General features: G+C 68.1%; 10 protein-coding genes and 1 pseudogene. 5 read left to right on the top strand and 6 right to left on the bottom strand.

The window, feature by feature from the left end; translation table 11 throughout:
- The first annotated feature begins 49 nt into the window (after positions 1–49).
- From ACLJQM_RS14675 to ACLJQM_RS14655, 5 genes are all read left to right on the top strand, one after another.
- Positions 50–1348 (top strand): glycoside hydrolase family 76 protein, encoded by a 1299-nt coding sequence (locus ACLJQM_RS14675; RefSeq protein WP_410631669.1) that lies wholly within the window; start codon positions 50–52, stop codon positions 1346–1348.
- A gap of 112 nt (positions 1349–1460) precedes the next feature.
- A complete protein-coding gene (locus ACLJQM_RS14670) occupies positions 1461–3488 on the top strand; it encodes a PQQ-dependent sugar dehydrogenase (RefSeq protein ID WP_410631818.1) in 2028 nt (675 codons plus the stop codon).
- 14 nt (positions 3489–3502) lie between these two features.
- Positions 3503–5032 (top strand): glycoside hydrolase family 28 protein, encoded by a 1530-nt coding sequence (locus ACLJQM_RS14665; protein WP_410631668.1) that lies wholly within the window; start codon positions 3503–3505, stop codon positions 5030–5032.
- Positions 5029–6570 (top strand): glycoside hydrolase family 76 protein, encoded by a 1542-nt coding sequence (locus ACLJQM_RS14660; RefSeq protein WP_410631667.1) that lies wholly within the window; start codon positions 5029–5031, stop codon positions 6568–6570. The genes ACLJQM_RS14665 and ACLJQM_RS14660 overlap by 4 nt, the downstream gene beginning before the upstream one ends.
- A gap of 51 nt (positions 6571–6621) precedes the next feature.
- Complete coding sequence (locus ACLJQM_RS14655) at positions 6622–8364, top strand: glycoside hydrolase family 27 protein (RefSeq protein ID WP_410631666.1); 1743 nt, start codon at positions 6622–6624, stop codon at positions 8362–8364.
- 116 nt (positions 8365–8480) lie between these two features.
- Here the strand turns inward: ACLJQM_RS14655 and ACLJQM_RS14650 are convergent.
- From ACLJQM_RS14650 to ACLJQM_RS14625, 6 genes and pseudogenes are all read right to left on the bottom strand, one after another.
- Positions 8481–9284 (bottom strand): annotated as a pseudogene (locus ACLJQM_RS14650) (MFS transporter); the annotation flags it as partial.
- 18 nt (positions 9285–9302) lie between these two features.
- The gene (locus tag ACLJQM_RS14645; protein ID WP_410631665.1) at positions 9303–9710 is read right to left on the bottom strand and encodes an MFS transporter; all 408 of its coding nucleotides are present in this window, start codon (positions 9708–9710) and stop codon (positions 9303–9305) included.
- Between the two features lie 188 nt (positions 9711–9898).
- On the bottom strand, positions 9899–11149 hold the full coding sequence (locus tag ACLJQM_RS14640) for a DUF3500 domain-containing protein (RefSeq protein ID WP_410631664.1): 1251 nt from the start codon (positions 11147–11149) through the stop codon (positions 9899–9901).
- Positions 11149–12363: a CaiB/BaiF CoA transferase family protein gene (locus ACLJQM_RS14635; RefSeq protein ID WP_410631663.1), complete on the bottom strand. Its 1215-nt coding sequence runs from the start codon at positions 12361–12363 to the stop codon at positions 11149–11151. Before ACLJQM_RS14635 ends, ACLJQM_RS14640 begins: the two co-directional genes overlap by 1 nt.
- Positions 12363–13529, bottom strand: a complete 1167-nt coding sequence (locus tag ACLJQM_RS14630; RefSeq protein WP_410631816.1) for a flavin reductase — start codon at positions 13527–13529, stop codon at positions 12363–12365. The genes ACLJQM_RS14635 and ACLJQM_RS14630 overlap by 1 nt, the downstream gene beginning before the upstream one ends.
- Positions 13530–13591: 62 nt before the next feature.
- Positions 13592–14824: an acyl-CoA dehydrogenase family protein gene (locus ACLJQM_RS14625; RefSeq protein WP_410631662.1), complete on the bottom strand. Its 1233-nt coding sequence runs from the start codon at positions 14822–14824 to the stop codon at positions 13592–13594.
- Positions 14825–14841: the final 17 nt, after the last annotated feature.

The following is a 14841-nucleotide window of genomic DNA, read 5'->3' as shown; positions in this document are numbered from 1 at the left end:
TGTTGCGCAGGCTGCGCCGAGCCCGGCCGCCAGGAGCGTCTCGGTTCTCATGCAGTCCTACAACTCCGGTACCGGACGCATCGGCAGCGACTGGTGGACCTCCGCGGTCTCCCTGAGCACCGTGATGACCTACCGCCAAGCCACCGGCGACACCCAGTACGACTACGCGATCTCCGGCGCCTTCGCCAAGAACGGCACCTTCACCAACGACTACATCGACGACACCGGCTGGTGGAGCCTGGTCTGGCTCCAGGCCTACGACGTCACCGGCAACACCAGCTACCTCACCATGGCGAAGACCACCGCCAACTACATGCACAACTACTGGGACAGCCAGTGCGGTGGCGGCGTCTACTGGAGCACCGCCAAGACCTACAAAGCCGCCATCGCCAACGAACTGTTCCTCGCCGTCACCGCCGGACTGCACAACCGCATCCCCGGCGACACCACCTACCTCGGCTGGGCCAACCAGGAATGGAACTGGTTCACCGGCTCCGGTCTCATCAACGGCAACCTCGTCCGCGACGGCCTCGACGCGGCCGGCTGCGGTTTCCACACCGCGAACTACACCTACAACCAGGGTGTCATCCTCCAAGGCCTCACCGAGCTCAACCGCGCCACCGGCAACAGCTCCCTGCTGAACACGGCGACATCCATTGCCACGGCGGCCACGCAGCACTTCACCAAGGGCGGAGTTCTCCACGAGGGCTGCGAACCCAACTGCAGCGGCGACGGTCAAGCCTTCAAAGGCATCTTCGCCCGCTACCTGCGCGCCCTCGCCAACGCCACGGGAAGCACTCGATACGACCCCTTCCTGACCACCACCGCCAACTCCATCCTCGCCAACGACACCACCAGCGCGGGCCAGCAGGGCAACTCCTTCGTCGGGCCCTTCGCCCTCTGGTCCCCCACCACCCAGGCCAGCGCCGCCGCGACCCTCGTCGCCGCCAAAGCCACCGCCCCGACCGGCATCCTGCGCGGGCAGGGCTCCGGCCGCTGCGCCGACGTGCCCGGCGCCACCCAGGCCAACGGCACCCGGATCGCGCTGTGGGACTGCAACGGCGGCGCCAACCAGACGTGGACCGCAACACCGTCGGGGCAGCTGACCGTCTACGGCACCAAGTGCCTCGACGTCACCGGCGCGAGTACGGCCGATGGCACCGCGGTGCAGATCTGGGACTGCAACAACGGCGGCAACCAGCAGTGGGCGATCAGGGCCGACGGCACGGTGGTCAACACCGCATCCGGCAAGTGCCTGGACGCCACCGCCGGGGGCGTCGACAACGGGACACCGCTGGAAATCTGGACCTGCACCGGCAGCGCCAACCAGAAATGGACGACGTCGTAATCCAACTGGTCCGCGTTCTGACTCCCCTTCCCCTCTCCGCCCTCGCAAGGAGCAACGCGTGTTCGGTCATGCCCAACCTCAACGAAAGCCGCGGCGACTGCCGGCCATCCTCGTGTCGGTCACCGTGCTGACCGCTCCACTGCTGATCAGCGTGGACACCGCGTCGGCGGCCACCGGTACTCCGATCACCGGTACCGCCTCCGGCCGGTGCCTGGACGTCGTCGGCCAGAGCACGGCATCCGGCGCCGCAATCAACATCTACGACTGCACCGGCAACGCAAACCAGGCATGGACCTTCACCGCGGCCGGCGAACTGCGGGTCTACGACAGCCCGATGTGCTTGGACGTGGCCGGCCAGAGCACCACCGCCGGCGCCAAGCTGCAGATCTACGGTTGCAACGGCGGCGCCAACCAGCAGTGGAAGATCAACGGCAACGGCACCATCACCGGAGTGCAGTCCGGGCTGTGCCTGGACGTGGTCGGCGCGGGCACGGCGAACAGCACCCTGGTGGACTTGTGGACCTGCAACGGTGGCACCAACCAGCAGTGGAAGACCGCCGCGGGCGACACCCAGCCGCCGACGGCCCCCGGCAACGCCCGGGTCAGCGACCTGGCCTGCGACTCCGTGACCTTCGCGTGGAACGCCGCCGGCGACAACGTCGGCGTCGCCTTCTACGACGTCTACCACGACGGTCAGCTCGTCAAGTCGGTGAGCGGCAGCACCCTGTCCACCAGCCTGACCGTGGTCCCAGGAGTCACGTGGGGGCTCTACGTCAACGCCCGTGACGCAGCGGGGAACGTCTCGCAGGCGAGCTCCACGGTGCCGGTCACGCCACCGCAGTGCCAGGTCGACACCCAGGCGCCGACCGCACCCGGGTCGCTCAGCGGGACCGTCTCCGGCACCACAGTCACCTTGAGGTGGTCGGCCGCCACCGACAACGTGGCGGTCAAGTTCTACGACATCTACCGCGGCACCACCAGGGTGGGCACGGTGACCGCCAACGGGACGACCCCGCCGGCCACGACGTTCACCGACAGCGGTCTCGCCGCGAACACGGCGTACACGTACTACGTGGTGGCGCGGGACGCGCAGGCCAACGTGTCCGCGCACAGCAACACCGTGTCGCTCACCACCGGGTCCGCGTGCGGCAACCCGGTCTGCGCGGTCACGCAGATCGCCACGGACACCGACATCCCGTGGGGCCTGGCCACGCTGCCCGACGGCACCATCTTGTACACCCGCCGCGACGCCCAGAACATCATCCACCTCAACCCCGCCACCGGCGCCAAGACCGACGTGGGCACCGTGCCGAACGTGCAGAGCACCGACGGCGAGGGCGGCCTGACCGGGCTGGCGATCTCTTCAAGCTACGCCAGCGACCACTGGCTCTACCTCATGCACACCTCACCGACCGACAACCGGATCGTGCGGATCAAGCTCGAGAACGACCGGCTCAACACCGGCACGGAGCAAGTTCTCCTCAGCGGGATCCTGCGCAACAAGTTCCACGACGGCGGCCGGCTGCGGTTCGGCCCCGACGGCAAGCTCTACGCCAGCACCGGTGACGCCCAGAACGGCGACAACGCGCAGAACAGGTCGAGCCTCAACGGCAAGGTCCTGCGGCTGAACCCGGACGGCAGCGTGCCCTCGGACAACCCCTTCGGCAACGCGGTGTGGAGCTACGGCCACCGCAACCCGCAAGGCCTGGCCTTCGACTCCCAGGGCCGGTTGTGGGAGCAGGAGTTCGGCAACGCGGTGATGGACGAGACCAACCTGATCACCAAGGGCGGCAACTACGGCTGGCCGGCGTGCGAAGGCACGTCCGGAACGTGCGGCACCGCCGGCTTCCTCGCGCCCAAACGGACCTACCCCACCGCCGACGGCTCCTGCTCCGGCATCGCCATCGTGCGCGACGTGCTCTACGTCGCGTGCGAACGCGGAACCCGGATGTACCGGGAAGTGATCAGCGGCAGCGATCTGACCAACGTGCAGGCCTACTTCAACGGCACCTACGGCCGGCTGCGCACCGTCGAGCCCGCTCCCGACGGGGGCCTGTGGCTGACCACGAGCAACAACGGCGACAAGGACAGCACCCCCGACAACAGCAACGAGCGGATCTTCCACGTCGCCCTTGGCTGAGAGAGGTGAGGACCATGAACCGCACAAGCGCTCTCTTCGGCGTCGTCACAGTGGCGGTGACCAGCCTGTTCCTGTCGACCGCCGCGTATGCCGGCAGCCCGGCGGCCCCGGCGTCGAGCACCGCGGCCGCCGTGTTCAACGTCCGGGACTACGGCGCCGTGGGCGACGGCCACGTCAACGACAGCCCCGCCATCGCCCAGGCCATCACCGCGGCGAATTCCGCGGGCGGTGGCACGGTGGAGTTCCCCGCCGGCACCTACAAGTCCAAGAACACCGTCCACCTCAAAAGCAACGTGACGATCCAGCTCGACGCCGGATCCACCGTCCTGGGCTCGGTCGCCGACACCTACGACGCCGCCGAACCCAACGCCGACGACCGGTACCAGGACTACGGACACAGCCACTTCCACGACGCCATGTTCCACGGCGACAACGTGACCAACATCGGCTTCACCGGCTCCGGCACCATCGACGGTGGCGGCTTCCTGGTCACTGCCACCAGGAATCCGGCGGCAGGCGAAGCCGACAAGATCATCTCATTGACCCGCTGCAAGAACCTCACTCTCAGCGGCGTCACCCTGCGCCGCGGCGGTCACTTCGCCGCACTGATCAACGGCTGCGACCACGTCGTCTCCGACCACCTCACCATCGACACGGCCGGCGACCAGGACGGCTGGAACATCGTCTCCACCACCAACGTCACCGTCACCAACGCGAACATCGCCGCCAACGACGACGCGCTGGCGTTCAAGAGCGACTACGCCCTCGGTGCTAAGCTCCCCAACGGACACGTCACGGTGACCAACTCGACACTTTCGGCCCGGTGCTGCAACGCGCTGATGTTCGGCTCCGAGACCTGCGGCGACTTCACCGACTACCAGTTCCGAGGCATCAAGATCACCGGTGCCGGCAAATCCGGCCTCGGCTTGGTTTCCATGGACGGTGCCGCCATCTCCGACGTCCACTACCGCGACATCACCATGACCGGCGTCCGTTCACCGATCTTCCAGAAGATCGGGACCAGAAAACGCTGCGGCAGCAACCCCGGCGTCGGCCACATCAGCGGCATCACCTACGACAACATCACCGCGACCGGCAGCAACCCCAGCGTCACCCCGACCCTCTGGGGCGAATCCGGCAGCAACCACATCAGCGGAGTGACCTTCACCGACGTCGACATCACTGTCCCCGGCGGCAGCCCGGCCATCCCCACCACACCGCCCAGCGACAACGCCACCGGCTACGACCCCACCAGCATCGGCACCCGGCCCGCATACGGCTGGTACCTCCACAACGCCGATGACATCCGCTTCACGGACTCGTCGGTGAGGTTCGCGGCCAACGACAACCGCCCCGCGGTCATCGCCTACGGCGGCGGCCCCGTCGCCTTCGACCACTTCACAGCACAGCGCGGCAGCAGCAGCGCCTACGACACCGGCTTCCAGACCGTCAACGGCTACTGCATCAGCAACAGCACGAACACCAGCGGTGGAACCCTGCGCGTCAACACCGCGGGGTCCACACAGGACTGCGGGGCCGCATGAACCACGAAATGCTTCGACCCACGGTTCGTCAAGGCCGCTTCCCCTCGCACACCACCGCGCTCGTGCTGGCTTTCGTGCTGGTCGTCACCGGCATGACGGTCACGCGAAATGCCGCATACGCCGATTCGGCGGAAGCGGTGCCGCTTTCGGTGAACACCGATGCGGGCTTTACCGCGCTCAACAACGCATTTCTGGTGTCCGATGGCACTCAGCGGTACTACAAGGAATCTCTCGGCAACTCGGAAAAGGATTATTTCTGGCGTCAGGCCCTGGACATCCAAGCGGCCGAGGACGTGTACACGAGCACCGGGCGCGCGGCGACCCGCGATCTCGTCGGCGGCCTTCTCGACACGTTCCTGCAGCAGAACCAGGGCAGCGGCGGTCTCTACGACTGGAACTGGAACGAGTACAACGATGACCTGCTGTGGGCGGGCCTGGCCTTCGCCCGCGGTTACCGGATCACCGGAAACCGGAGTTACCTCACCCAGGCGCAGTACGCCTTCAACCGGGTCTACGACCGTGGCTGGGACTCCGCCCTCGGCGGTGGGATCTGGTGGAGCGTCGACAAGGCGGAGAAGAGCGCGCTGAGCAACAGCCCGGCGGTCATCCTGGGCTGCCTCATCTATGAGGCGACCGCGGATCGCGGCTACCTCGACAAGGCCCGGGCTGTCTACGACTGGACCTGGTCGAGGCTGCTCGACAGGTCCACCGGCGGCGTGCACGAGAACATGCAGGCGAACGGCAGCCTTTCCGCCGGCGAGACGGTGTATTCCGCCGGCGCCTTCGTCGGTGCCGCACAGGCCATCTACCGCAGCTACCGAGGGCAGTCCGTCTTCGACGACGCCAAACGCACGACCGACTGGGTCATCCGGGAACGAACCGTCAACGGCATCATGACGAACGGGACACGCGAGGGAACCTGGCAGTCGGAGTTCGCCAGGGGAATGGGCGAATTCGTCCGGGAGAACAACCTGTGGGCCCAGTACTACGACTTCATGAAACGCAATGCCGACGCGGCCTGGAACACGCGGCGCACTGACCTCGACCTCACCTGGAACCGGTGGGACGCGCAGACACCACAGGACGACACGCGCGCGGTCGAAGCCATCGGCGCGGTGATCATGCAGGCCGTCACCCCCGCCGTCAAGCCGACCGGCAATTCCATCGTCAGTACCTGGAACAGCAAGTGCATCGACGTTCCGAAGTCGAACTACGTCTCCGGGCAGCAGCTCGCCGACTGGGCCTGCAACGGTGGTGTGAACCAGCAATGGGACTCCGTGAGCGGTACGTTCCGGACGCAGGACAACATGTGCATGGAGGTAGCCGGAGGTTCCACCACCGACGGAGCAGCCATCCAGATCGCGGGCTGCACGTCGGGCAACGCGGCGCAGCAATTCGCGCTCAGCGCCAATGGCGACCTGGTCAACCCGCAGTCGAACAAATGCGTCGACATCACGGCGTGGGGTGAAAGTGATGGAGCAGCACTGAGCCTGTGGGCCTGCAACGGCGGCGCCAACCAGAAGTGGCGCCGCGGCTGAACCGTTCCGGCCCGCCAGATCTTCCGGTAGTAGTAACTTTCGAGGAGCGTCATGTACAAACGTGCACTGGTCGCGACGATTGCGTTGGCAGCGTCGCTGTTGTTTTCGAGCCTCACAACGGCAGCACCGGCGCTGGCATCCGACAACGGCGCGTCCCCGACGCCGCCGGCCGGGTGGAGCAGCTGGAGCTTCCTGATGCGCAGCCCGACCGAGGCCAAGGTGAAGGCACAAGCGAAGGGCATGTCGGATGCCGGCCTGGTAGCCAAGGGCTTCCAATACATCAACCTTGACGACTACTACATCCTCAACCCCGGTACCACTGTGGACCAGTACGGGCGCTGGGCGGTCGACACCGCCAAGTTCCCGAGCGGCATGAAGGCACTCGGCGACTACGTCCACGGCCTCGGCGAGAAGTTCGGCATGTACGTCACTCCCGGAATCCCGGTGGCGGCGTACAACCAGAACACCCCGATCCAAGGGTCCTCGTTCCACGCCCGCGACATCGTTTCCGACACCAGCCGGTACGAGTCGAACTACGGCGGCTTCGGAAACGTCATGTACTTCATCGACTACAACAAGAACCCGGCCGCCGCACAGGCGTTCCTGAACTCCTGGGCCAACCTCTTCGCCTCCTACGGCGTCGACTACATCAAGATCGACGGCGTGCACACCAGCGACCAGGACGACGTCATCCACTGGTCGGACGCGCTGTGTCAAACCGGGCGGACCATCCACTACGGACTGTCCAACACGCTGGACTTCGGCAACGTCAACACCTGGCGGCAGTACGCCAACAGCTGGCGGATCAGCGGTGACATCGAGTGCTACTGCTCGACCCTGACCCATTGGGGTATGATCCGTTCGCGCTGGGCCGACCTGCCGAAGTGGGCGCCCTACGCTGGTCCGGGTGCCTGGAACGACCCCGACTCGCTCGAGGTCGGCAACGGCACGGCCACTGGGCTCACCCCGGCCGAGCGGCAGAGCCAGCTCACCCTCTGGGCGATCTCCAAGGCTCCGCTACTGCTCGGTGTGGACATGACCCACTTCGACGCCGGTGACCTCACCATGTTGAAGAACGACGAGGTCCTCGCCGTCGACCGGGACGGCGGTCGTCCGGCTACCCCCGTGTCCCAGGCCACCCAGCAGCAGGTCTGGCGGTCTCCGAAGAATTCCGACGGCAGCTACACGGTCGCCATGTTCAACCTCGGCGACAACACCGCCACGATCACCGCCAACTGGTCCGACCTCGGTTTCACCGGCAACGCCGCGGTCCGGAACCTGTGGGCCCGGGCAGACGCGGGCACGTCCGCCAACTCGGTCTCGCGCACCCTGGCCAGCCACGAATCAGCGCTGTTCAAGGTCACCCCCAGTGCGGGGGGCAGCACCCCGCTGGGCGGCCCGCTCACCAGCGCCAACTCGGGCCGGTGCGCCGACTCCCCCGGCGGCACGACCGTGAACGGTACTCAGCTCACGGTGTGGGACTGCAACGGCGGTGAAAACCAGAAAATCGCCTACAGCGCCTCGGCCAAGACCTTCAGGGTCCTGAACAAGTGCTTCGACGCCCACGCCGGCGGCACGGCCTCCGGCACGCACGTCGAGCTCTACGACTGCAACGGCGGCGCCAACCAGCAGTGGAACACCAACTCCGACGGCACGATCACCGGCGTGCAGTCCGGGCTCTGCCTCGACGTCTCCGGGACGTCGAACCCGAATGGATCCGGCATCCAGCTGTGGACCTGCAACGGCGGGGCCAACCAGCGCTGGACGCTGGGCACCGGAACCCGCGTTCCCTGATCCGCAGACGCGGCAGCGGACACGTCCAGCGACCCGAAGCGAAAGGAGACGCCGGCGCCGGCGTCTCCTCGTTCCGGGTCACGCCGGGCGTCGGTTTCACCTTCTGGACGTAGATCTCATGTGGCGACGTCGTACCGGTAGTGACCCAAAGACAAAAACAGACCTGCACATGCCAGGCACAACACCGCCAGAACCAGCATCGCCGGGGTGTAGGAGCCGACGCTCGCCCTGCTCACGCTCACCGCGTACGCCGCGGCTGCCGCGGCCAGCTGGAACACCGCGAAGGCGATGCCGTAGATCTTGCCGAAAGCCCGGCGCCCGAAGTACCGGGGAACCAGGTAGCTGAGTACGTCGAACTCGGCGCCGATCAGCAAACCCGCCAGCGCCGCGGCGATGATCGCCGTTGCCACGTTCGGTCCGGAGGCGAACAGCAGCGAGGAGACGACACCGCCGACGAGGTAGACGACCATGATCACCGACACCCTGACGCGGTCCAGCAGCCATCCGGTGACAAGCCGGGCGACGATGAGCGCTACGCCCAGCGCGGCCGGCATGAGGTTGGCGACGCCGGGCGCGATACCGGCGTCGAGCAGCAACCGGATCTGGTGGACGAGGACCGCGGAACCGATCGTCCCCAGCAGGAAGAACGCGGCCAGAATCACCCAGAAGGGCCGCTTCCTGGCGGCGGCCTTCAGGCTGTCGCCGGTGGCCTGGACCCCCGTCGCGCGCGGGCTCGGTTCCGCGAGGAAGAAGAAGGCAACCGGGAATGCGGCCAGAGCGACCACTCCCAAAGCGAGAACTGTCGCCCGCCAGCCGAGGGTGGCGATGAGGGCCGCGGTCAGGATCGGGATGAGCACCGTGCCGACGCCGATGCCGGAGTTGGCGATCCCGAGCGCCAGTCCGAGCCGACGCTCGAACCAGCCTGCGGTGACCCGGAGTTAGGAGACCGGCCACAGCCCCAGGCCGCACAGCGGGATGATGGCCCACGCCAGGTAGAACACCATGAGGTTGTCAGGCAGGAAGTACATCGCCATCAACGACACCGCGAACGGCGGGGCGCTGCACAGGACGAGGCGGCGACCGCCGAACCGGTCGATGAGCAGACCCTGCACCGGCGAGATGACCATGATGGTGACGCTGAGGATCGAGGCGCCCAGGGTGATGGCGGGCACGCCCCAGCCGAACTCCCGGTCGAGCGGCGTGATGAACGCCCCGAACGTGGTCACCGTCAGCACGCTGGGACCGCAGGTGAGACCGATCAAGGCCGCCGCGGCCGTCAACCAGCCTCGTCGGGCGTTTTTTCCGCTGCCGAGCGCGGCGCCGCGGAGTGGCTGTTCGGTGGTCATCTGGTTCGCACCCCGTGTTCCGGTCCTGGGAGCTGGGCGTTGTCAATGGTCACGGTCGACGCTGGTGATGCGTCGATCCCGTCGCCGGCTGCCCGACCGCGGCGACGAGCTCGGTCGGGCACGGCCGCCGCACCGTCGTGTGCCGCGGCTGGGCGGAGGCCGGCGTCTCGGACCGGCCGCGGCGCGTGTCAGATCTCGCCGGTGAGGGTGAGCTGCTGCCCGGTTTCCCGCGCGACGAGCGCGGCGCCGTAGTCGTTGCCGTTCGGGGTGCGCGTGATGGTGTGGGTGTGGAACTTGGCCGGATGCTGGTTGGTGAGCATGATCCCGGCGTGGTGTTCGTATTCGATGAGCACCACCGGGCTCTGGATGCGGAAGTAGAACGGGCTGTCGGGCCCGGACCCGCCGATCCAGCACAGCCAGGTGTCGTCGAGGTGGGCGCGGATGTCGTTGAGACGCGCGTGGTACGGGCCGGGAGGCAGGTGCTCGATGAACGTGCCGGCGAGCCGGCAGAGCAGATCGCGGCTGTGCGGTGGGAAGCTGACGGCGCAGACCCCCTCGTACGGGATGACCCGGTTGTCCTGGAACATCCCGCCCAGGTGGAGTTCGTCGCCGAAGACCTCCCGGCCGGCCGGGATCGCGGGGTCGCGCTTGTCCGGGTAGAGCACCACCGCGTCGCGGATCGAATCGGGCAGGCCGTGCAGCAGGTTGAGGGCCAGCCGGTCCGGAACACCGAACAGCCTGGTCCCGGCGTGGGGGCCTTCGTCGATGAAGTTCGGTTCGGCGCCGAGGAACACCGGGCTGGCGACCATCTGCGTACCGACCACCATGACGTTGACGCAGACGTGGTGCCCGTAGAGCGACCATCCCCACGGGGCGGTCTCACTTGGTTCGCCGAAGAGGTTGACGTTGTAGCTGAACTCGTTCATGACGCGAGGGCCGCCGACCAGCCGGCCTAGGAAGTCGTTGGTCCGCATGCATCCGCGGACCTTCTCGAACCCCGGCTCGCTGAGACTGGCGCGCACCAGCCCGAGTACCGCGTCACGCACGTCCGGAGCGACCTCGTCGAGGCGGAGACCGAAGCGGTTGACGTACAGTTCCGGGTTCATCCACGCCCGCCAGACGCGACTGTCGAGCGGGTGACGGACGGTCCGCCGCTGCTGGTCGTCGAGTGTGCCCAGCAGTCGCTGTGCCGCGGCGACCATGGCCGCGGTCGGTGCCGCCTCGGACCGCCGTGGGTACAGCCCGTCCCGCAGCGTGCCGTCGGTGGTGATGCCGCGGAACGAGGTGGCGGCGAACAATCCGGTCCATGCCTCGATCGCGCCGCGGAAGGTGTCCTGCTGCAGGTGCCGGTCCACCCACTGGTAGGCATCGAGGCTGTCGATGCCGGCGATTTTCCCGGCATCGGGGGCCATCACGTAGTCGCGGAAGTTCTCCGGCATCAGCAGTCCTCGGTGATCCACGTACGAACAGCTTTTCCGTGCTGGTCGAGACGCGGTGGCGGGCGGTGGGCGGTACGGGTTCGCTCGGATCCCGACGGCTCGAAGAAGCGCAATGGCGGCCCCGGCAAGGTGATCGTGCCAAGGCTGTCGTGGTCGACGTCGACGAGCAGGCCCTGGCTGCGGGTCTGCTCCCACTCGTAAACCTCGTCCACGCTGCGGACCTTGCCGGCGGGAATGCCGACGGCGGTCAAGCGGGTGAGCAGGTCGGTGGATCGCCACGTCGAGAAGGCCTTCTCGACGATCGCGATCACCTCGTCGCGCCGGGTGACCCGGTCGTGGTTGGTGGCCAGGCCGGGCAGTGCCGGGTCGATACCGAAGCTGGTGGCGAACCGGCGCCATTGGGTTTCGGTGCCGACCGCGATCTGCACCGCGCCGTCGGCGCAGCGGAACAGGCCGTAGGGGGCGATCGCCGCGTGGTGGTTGCCGGCGGCGCGCCCCACTTCGCCCGCAACCGTCCAGCGCGTGCCCTGGAAGGCGTGCGCGCCGACCGCGGCCGCGAGCAACGACGTGCGCACGACTTGCCCCCTGCCGGTGCGGGAACGTTCGTGCAGCGCGGCGAGGACGCCGTAGGCGCCGTTCATGCCGGCGAGCAGGTCGCAAATGGGGGTGCCGACCTTCTGCGGGTCCTCGGGGCCGGAGCCGGTGACCGCCATCAAACCGCCCTCACCCTGCGCGATCTGATCGTAACCGGGCCGGCCGCCCTCGGGGCCGTCGTGCCCGAAACCGGTGATCGACAGCAGTACCAGCTCCGAGTTGAGCTCGTGCAGCCGCTCGGCACCGAGTCCCAGCCGCTGCATCACGCCGGTGCGGAAGTTCTCCACCAGGACGTCCGCGCGGCACACCAGTTCTTCCAGGACCGCGAGATCGGCGGGGGCCTTGAGGTCCAGGCAGATCGATTCCTTGTTCCGGTTGGCGGAAAGGAAGTACGTGGACTCCCGTTCGCGCCCCGCCGGTGTCACGAACGGCGGTCCCCAGCTGCGGGCGTCGTCGCCGGCGCCCGGCGCTTCCACCTTGATGACGCGGGCGCCGAGATCGCCGAGCATCATCGCGGCGTGCGGCCCGGCGACCGCGCGGCTCAAGTCCACGACGAGCAGATCGCGGAGCGGGCCCGCGGCGCCGGCGTCGGCTGAGCGGGTCGTGGCGGTGAGGCTCATCAGCGTTTCCTTCCTGCCGGGACGGGTGCGGCTCGCCCGGCACCGGGCAGTGCGCCGGACACCCGCTCCGCCGCGTCCTGCAGCTGCGTGACGTACCGGTGGACGTCGGCCTGCCCGGCACCAGGCGGGAGACCATCGACGGTCAGCTGCATGACGACCTGCCGGCACGCATCGAACACGGGAACCGACACGCTGCGGATGCGGTACTGCCGGCTCGGGTCGTGTAGATCGTCGGGTTCGTGTTCGCTGCCGAGTTGCCCGATCAGGTGCCGCACCGCCCGGCGTCCGTGCGGCGTGAGGCCTTTCAAAGTCGTTTCATCGACACTGGTTTCGAGCTTCCGCAGGCTGTCGCTCCAGGTCGCGACCGACCAGCCACGCTCGCGGACCCGATCGACCAGGTGCTGCGGGTTTTCACCCCGGCCTGAGGAGAGCGAGTCGCCTGCTCGTGCGATCCAGGCCCGGGTGGCCGGCTCGGACCAGGCGACCAGCGCCGTTCCCAGCGGAGGAATGTGCGGCAGTCGCTGACCGACCCGGCTGTAGGTGCGGCCGCCGGCGGGCGTGCCGGCGGTCGCGAGCAGGACGATCTCGTCGCCGACGGTGGCCGAGGCGAGGCATTCCACTCCGTTGCGTCCGGCCACCTCCTCCATGACCGGACGGGCCACGTCGACCAGCCGCAGGTGCTCGACGAGATCGGGCTCGCCAGCGGCCGCGAGCGACAGCGGAGCGAACCGCCCGTAACCGCCCTGGAAGAACACCAGCGGCAACGACGGTCCTGTCGCGTCCAGGCAGGTCACGCGGCCGACGACGATGTCGTGGTCGCCGGCGTCGTGAACGGCCTCCACGGTGCATTCGATCCACGCCACGGCGTCCTCCAGCCGGGGCAGGCCGCCGGGCGACGGTCTCCAGTCGAGACCGTCGAACTTGCGGTCGCCGGCGGTGGCGAAGGCACGGGAGGCCGGCTCCTGGTGCGCTCCCAGCACGTTGACGCAGAAGCGGCCGTGGCGGAGGATTTTCGCCGCCGTGCTGGACTGCTTACCGGGCAGGAACGCCACCAGGGGCGGAGACAGGGAGACGGACAGGAAGGACCCGACCGTCATTCCCACCGGCTCCCCCGTTTCCGAGCAGGAGGTCACCGCGGCGACGCCGGTGGGTAAGTGTCCCAGCACGTGCCGGAAGTGCTGCGGGTCGATGGGTTCGGACAAGCTGCCCTCCTCGTCGTGATCGCCGGTCAGCTCGTGCGTCGCTCGAGCACGCTGGCCGAGAGCGGCCCGGAGTCGGTTCCGCACAGCATCCGGCCGACGTTTTCCAGCCAGGTGTCGAGGTGGTTGGCCGCGTGCATGCTGCCGGCGAGGCAGTTGCGGGTGACCAGCTGCAGCGGGTTGCGTTTGACGATCGCCGATGCCCCGGAGGCGCGGAAGAGCGTCTCGACGGCACGGCTGCAGGTGTCCCAGACGTAGGCGGCGTCGGTGTGCAGCTGCAGCGCCTCGTTCTCGGTGGGGTCGGTGGCCTCGGCCTGACAGCGGTCCAGCTCGGCGACCGCGGCGTCGGCGACCCGGGCCGCCGCCCGGATCTCGGCGTGGGCGCGGCCGACGATGTGGTGCGCGACCGGGGCCTCGATCTGCTGGGCGTAGGGCGAGTAGGGGAGGCTGCGCCGGCCGATGGTGGCCAGGAAAGCCTCCATCGCCTGATCGGCCATCCCCAGGGCCAGGCCCGCGCCGATGATCAGCGAGCGGACCAGGCCACCCCGGGCCGGGCCGAGCCCCTGTCCGGTGAGTTCCGCGATCCGGGTGCTGAGCCGTTCCGGGGTGCTGAAACGTTCGTCGGGCACGAACAGCTCACCGTCGGTCGCGACGGTCTGGCTGCCGGTGCCGGCCAGGCCCATCGCCTCCCAGTCGTCGCGTTCGACGAGCTGTTCCTTCGGGACCAGCGCCATGCCGACCTTGGCGTCGTCGGTGTCGTCGTGGAAGACCGCGAGGTAACCGTGGGAGGCGTGGACGCTGCCGGTGGCGAAGGGCCAGGTGCCCTTGATCATCCAGCCGCCCTCGACCTGCCGCGCGGTCCCGGACATCCGCCGGCTCGTGCCGCCGAGGGCGAAGGTGCGGTTGCCGACCCACGGCGTCTCGTACACCGGCGCGATGACCTCGTCGGGGAAGGCGCAGCTCCACAGGTTGCCGCCGGCCGCGGCCCAGACCACCCAGGCGGTGGCCCCGCACCCCGAGGCCAGCGCGCGGATGATGTCGTGGGTCTCCCGGGTCGTGAAGTCGGCCCCGCCGAAACGCGTCGGGGTGGTCAGGCTGAACACGCCGGCTTGGTCGAGGCGCTCGACGGTCTCCTGTGGAACGCGCCGCTGCTGTTCGGCCTCGGCCTGGTGCTTGCGCAACCAGGGCTTCAACTTCTCGACGTACGCGAGGATCTCCTGAGCCCGGGGCCGGTCGACGGCCACGGTGCCGTTCATGGTCATGGTGTTCGTTCCTCCTG

The organism is Amycolatopsis sp. cmx-4-83, from assembly GCF_046548815.1.
In the GTDB taxonomy this organism is placed as follows: domain Bacteria; phylum Actinomycetota; class Actinomycetes; order Mycobacteriales; family Pseudonocardiaceae; genus Amycolatopsis; species Amycolatopsis pretoriensis_A.
The sequence above is the reverse complement of the archived record's forward strand: the minus strand, read 5'-3'. Positions and strand labels throughout refer to the sequence as shown.

What these genes read in the sequence shown, in the direction of transcription:
- ACLJQM_RS14675 (WP_410631669.1), top strand. Translation starts at nt 50, where the DNA reads ATGCAGTCCTACAACTCCGGTACCGGACGCATCGGCAGCGACTGGTGG.
- ACLJQM_RS14665 (WP_410631668.1), top strand. Translation starts at nt 3,503, where the DNA reads ATGAACCGCACAAGCGCTCTCTTCGGCGTCGTCACAGTGGCGGTGACC.
- ACLJQM_RS14660 (WP_410631667.1), top strand. Translation starts at nt 5,029, where the DNA reads ATGAACCACGAAATGCTTCGACCCACGGTTCGTCAAGGCCGCTTCCCC.
- ACLJQM_RS14655 (WP_410631666.1), top strand. Translation starts at nt 6,622, where the DNA reads ATGTACAAACGTGCACTGGTCGCGACGATTGCGTTGGCAGCGTCGCTG.
- ACLJQM_RS14645 (WP_410631665.1), bottom strand. Translation starts at nt 9,710, where the DNA reads ATGACCACCGAACAGCCACTCCGCGGCGCCGCGCTCGGCAGCGGAAAA.
- ACLJQM_RS14640 (WP_410631664.1), bottom strand. Translation starts at nt 11,149, where the DNA reads ATGCCGGAGAACTTCCGCGACTACGTGATGGCCCCCGATGCCGGGAAA.
- ACLJQM_RS14635 (WP_410631663.1), bottom strand. Translation starts at nt 12,363, where the DNA reads ATGAGCCTCACCGCCACGACCCGCTCAGCCGACGCCGGCGCCGCGGGC.
- ACLJQM_RS14625 (WP_410631662.1), bottom strand. Translation starts at nt 14,824, where the DNA reads ATGACCATGAACGGCACCGTGGCCGTCGACCGGCCCCGGGCTCAGGAG.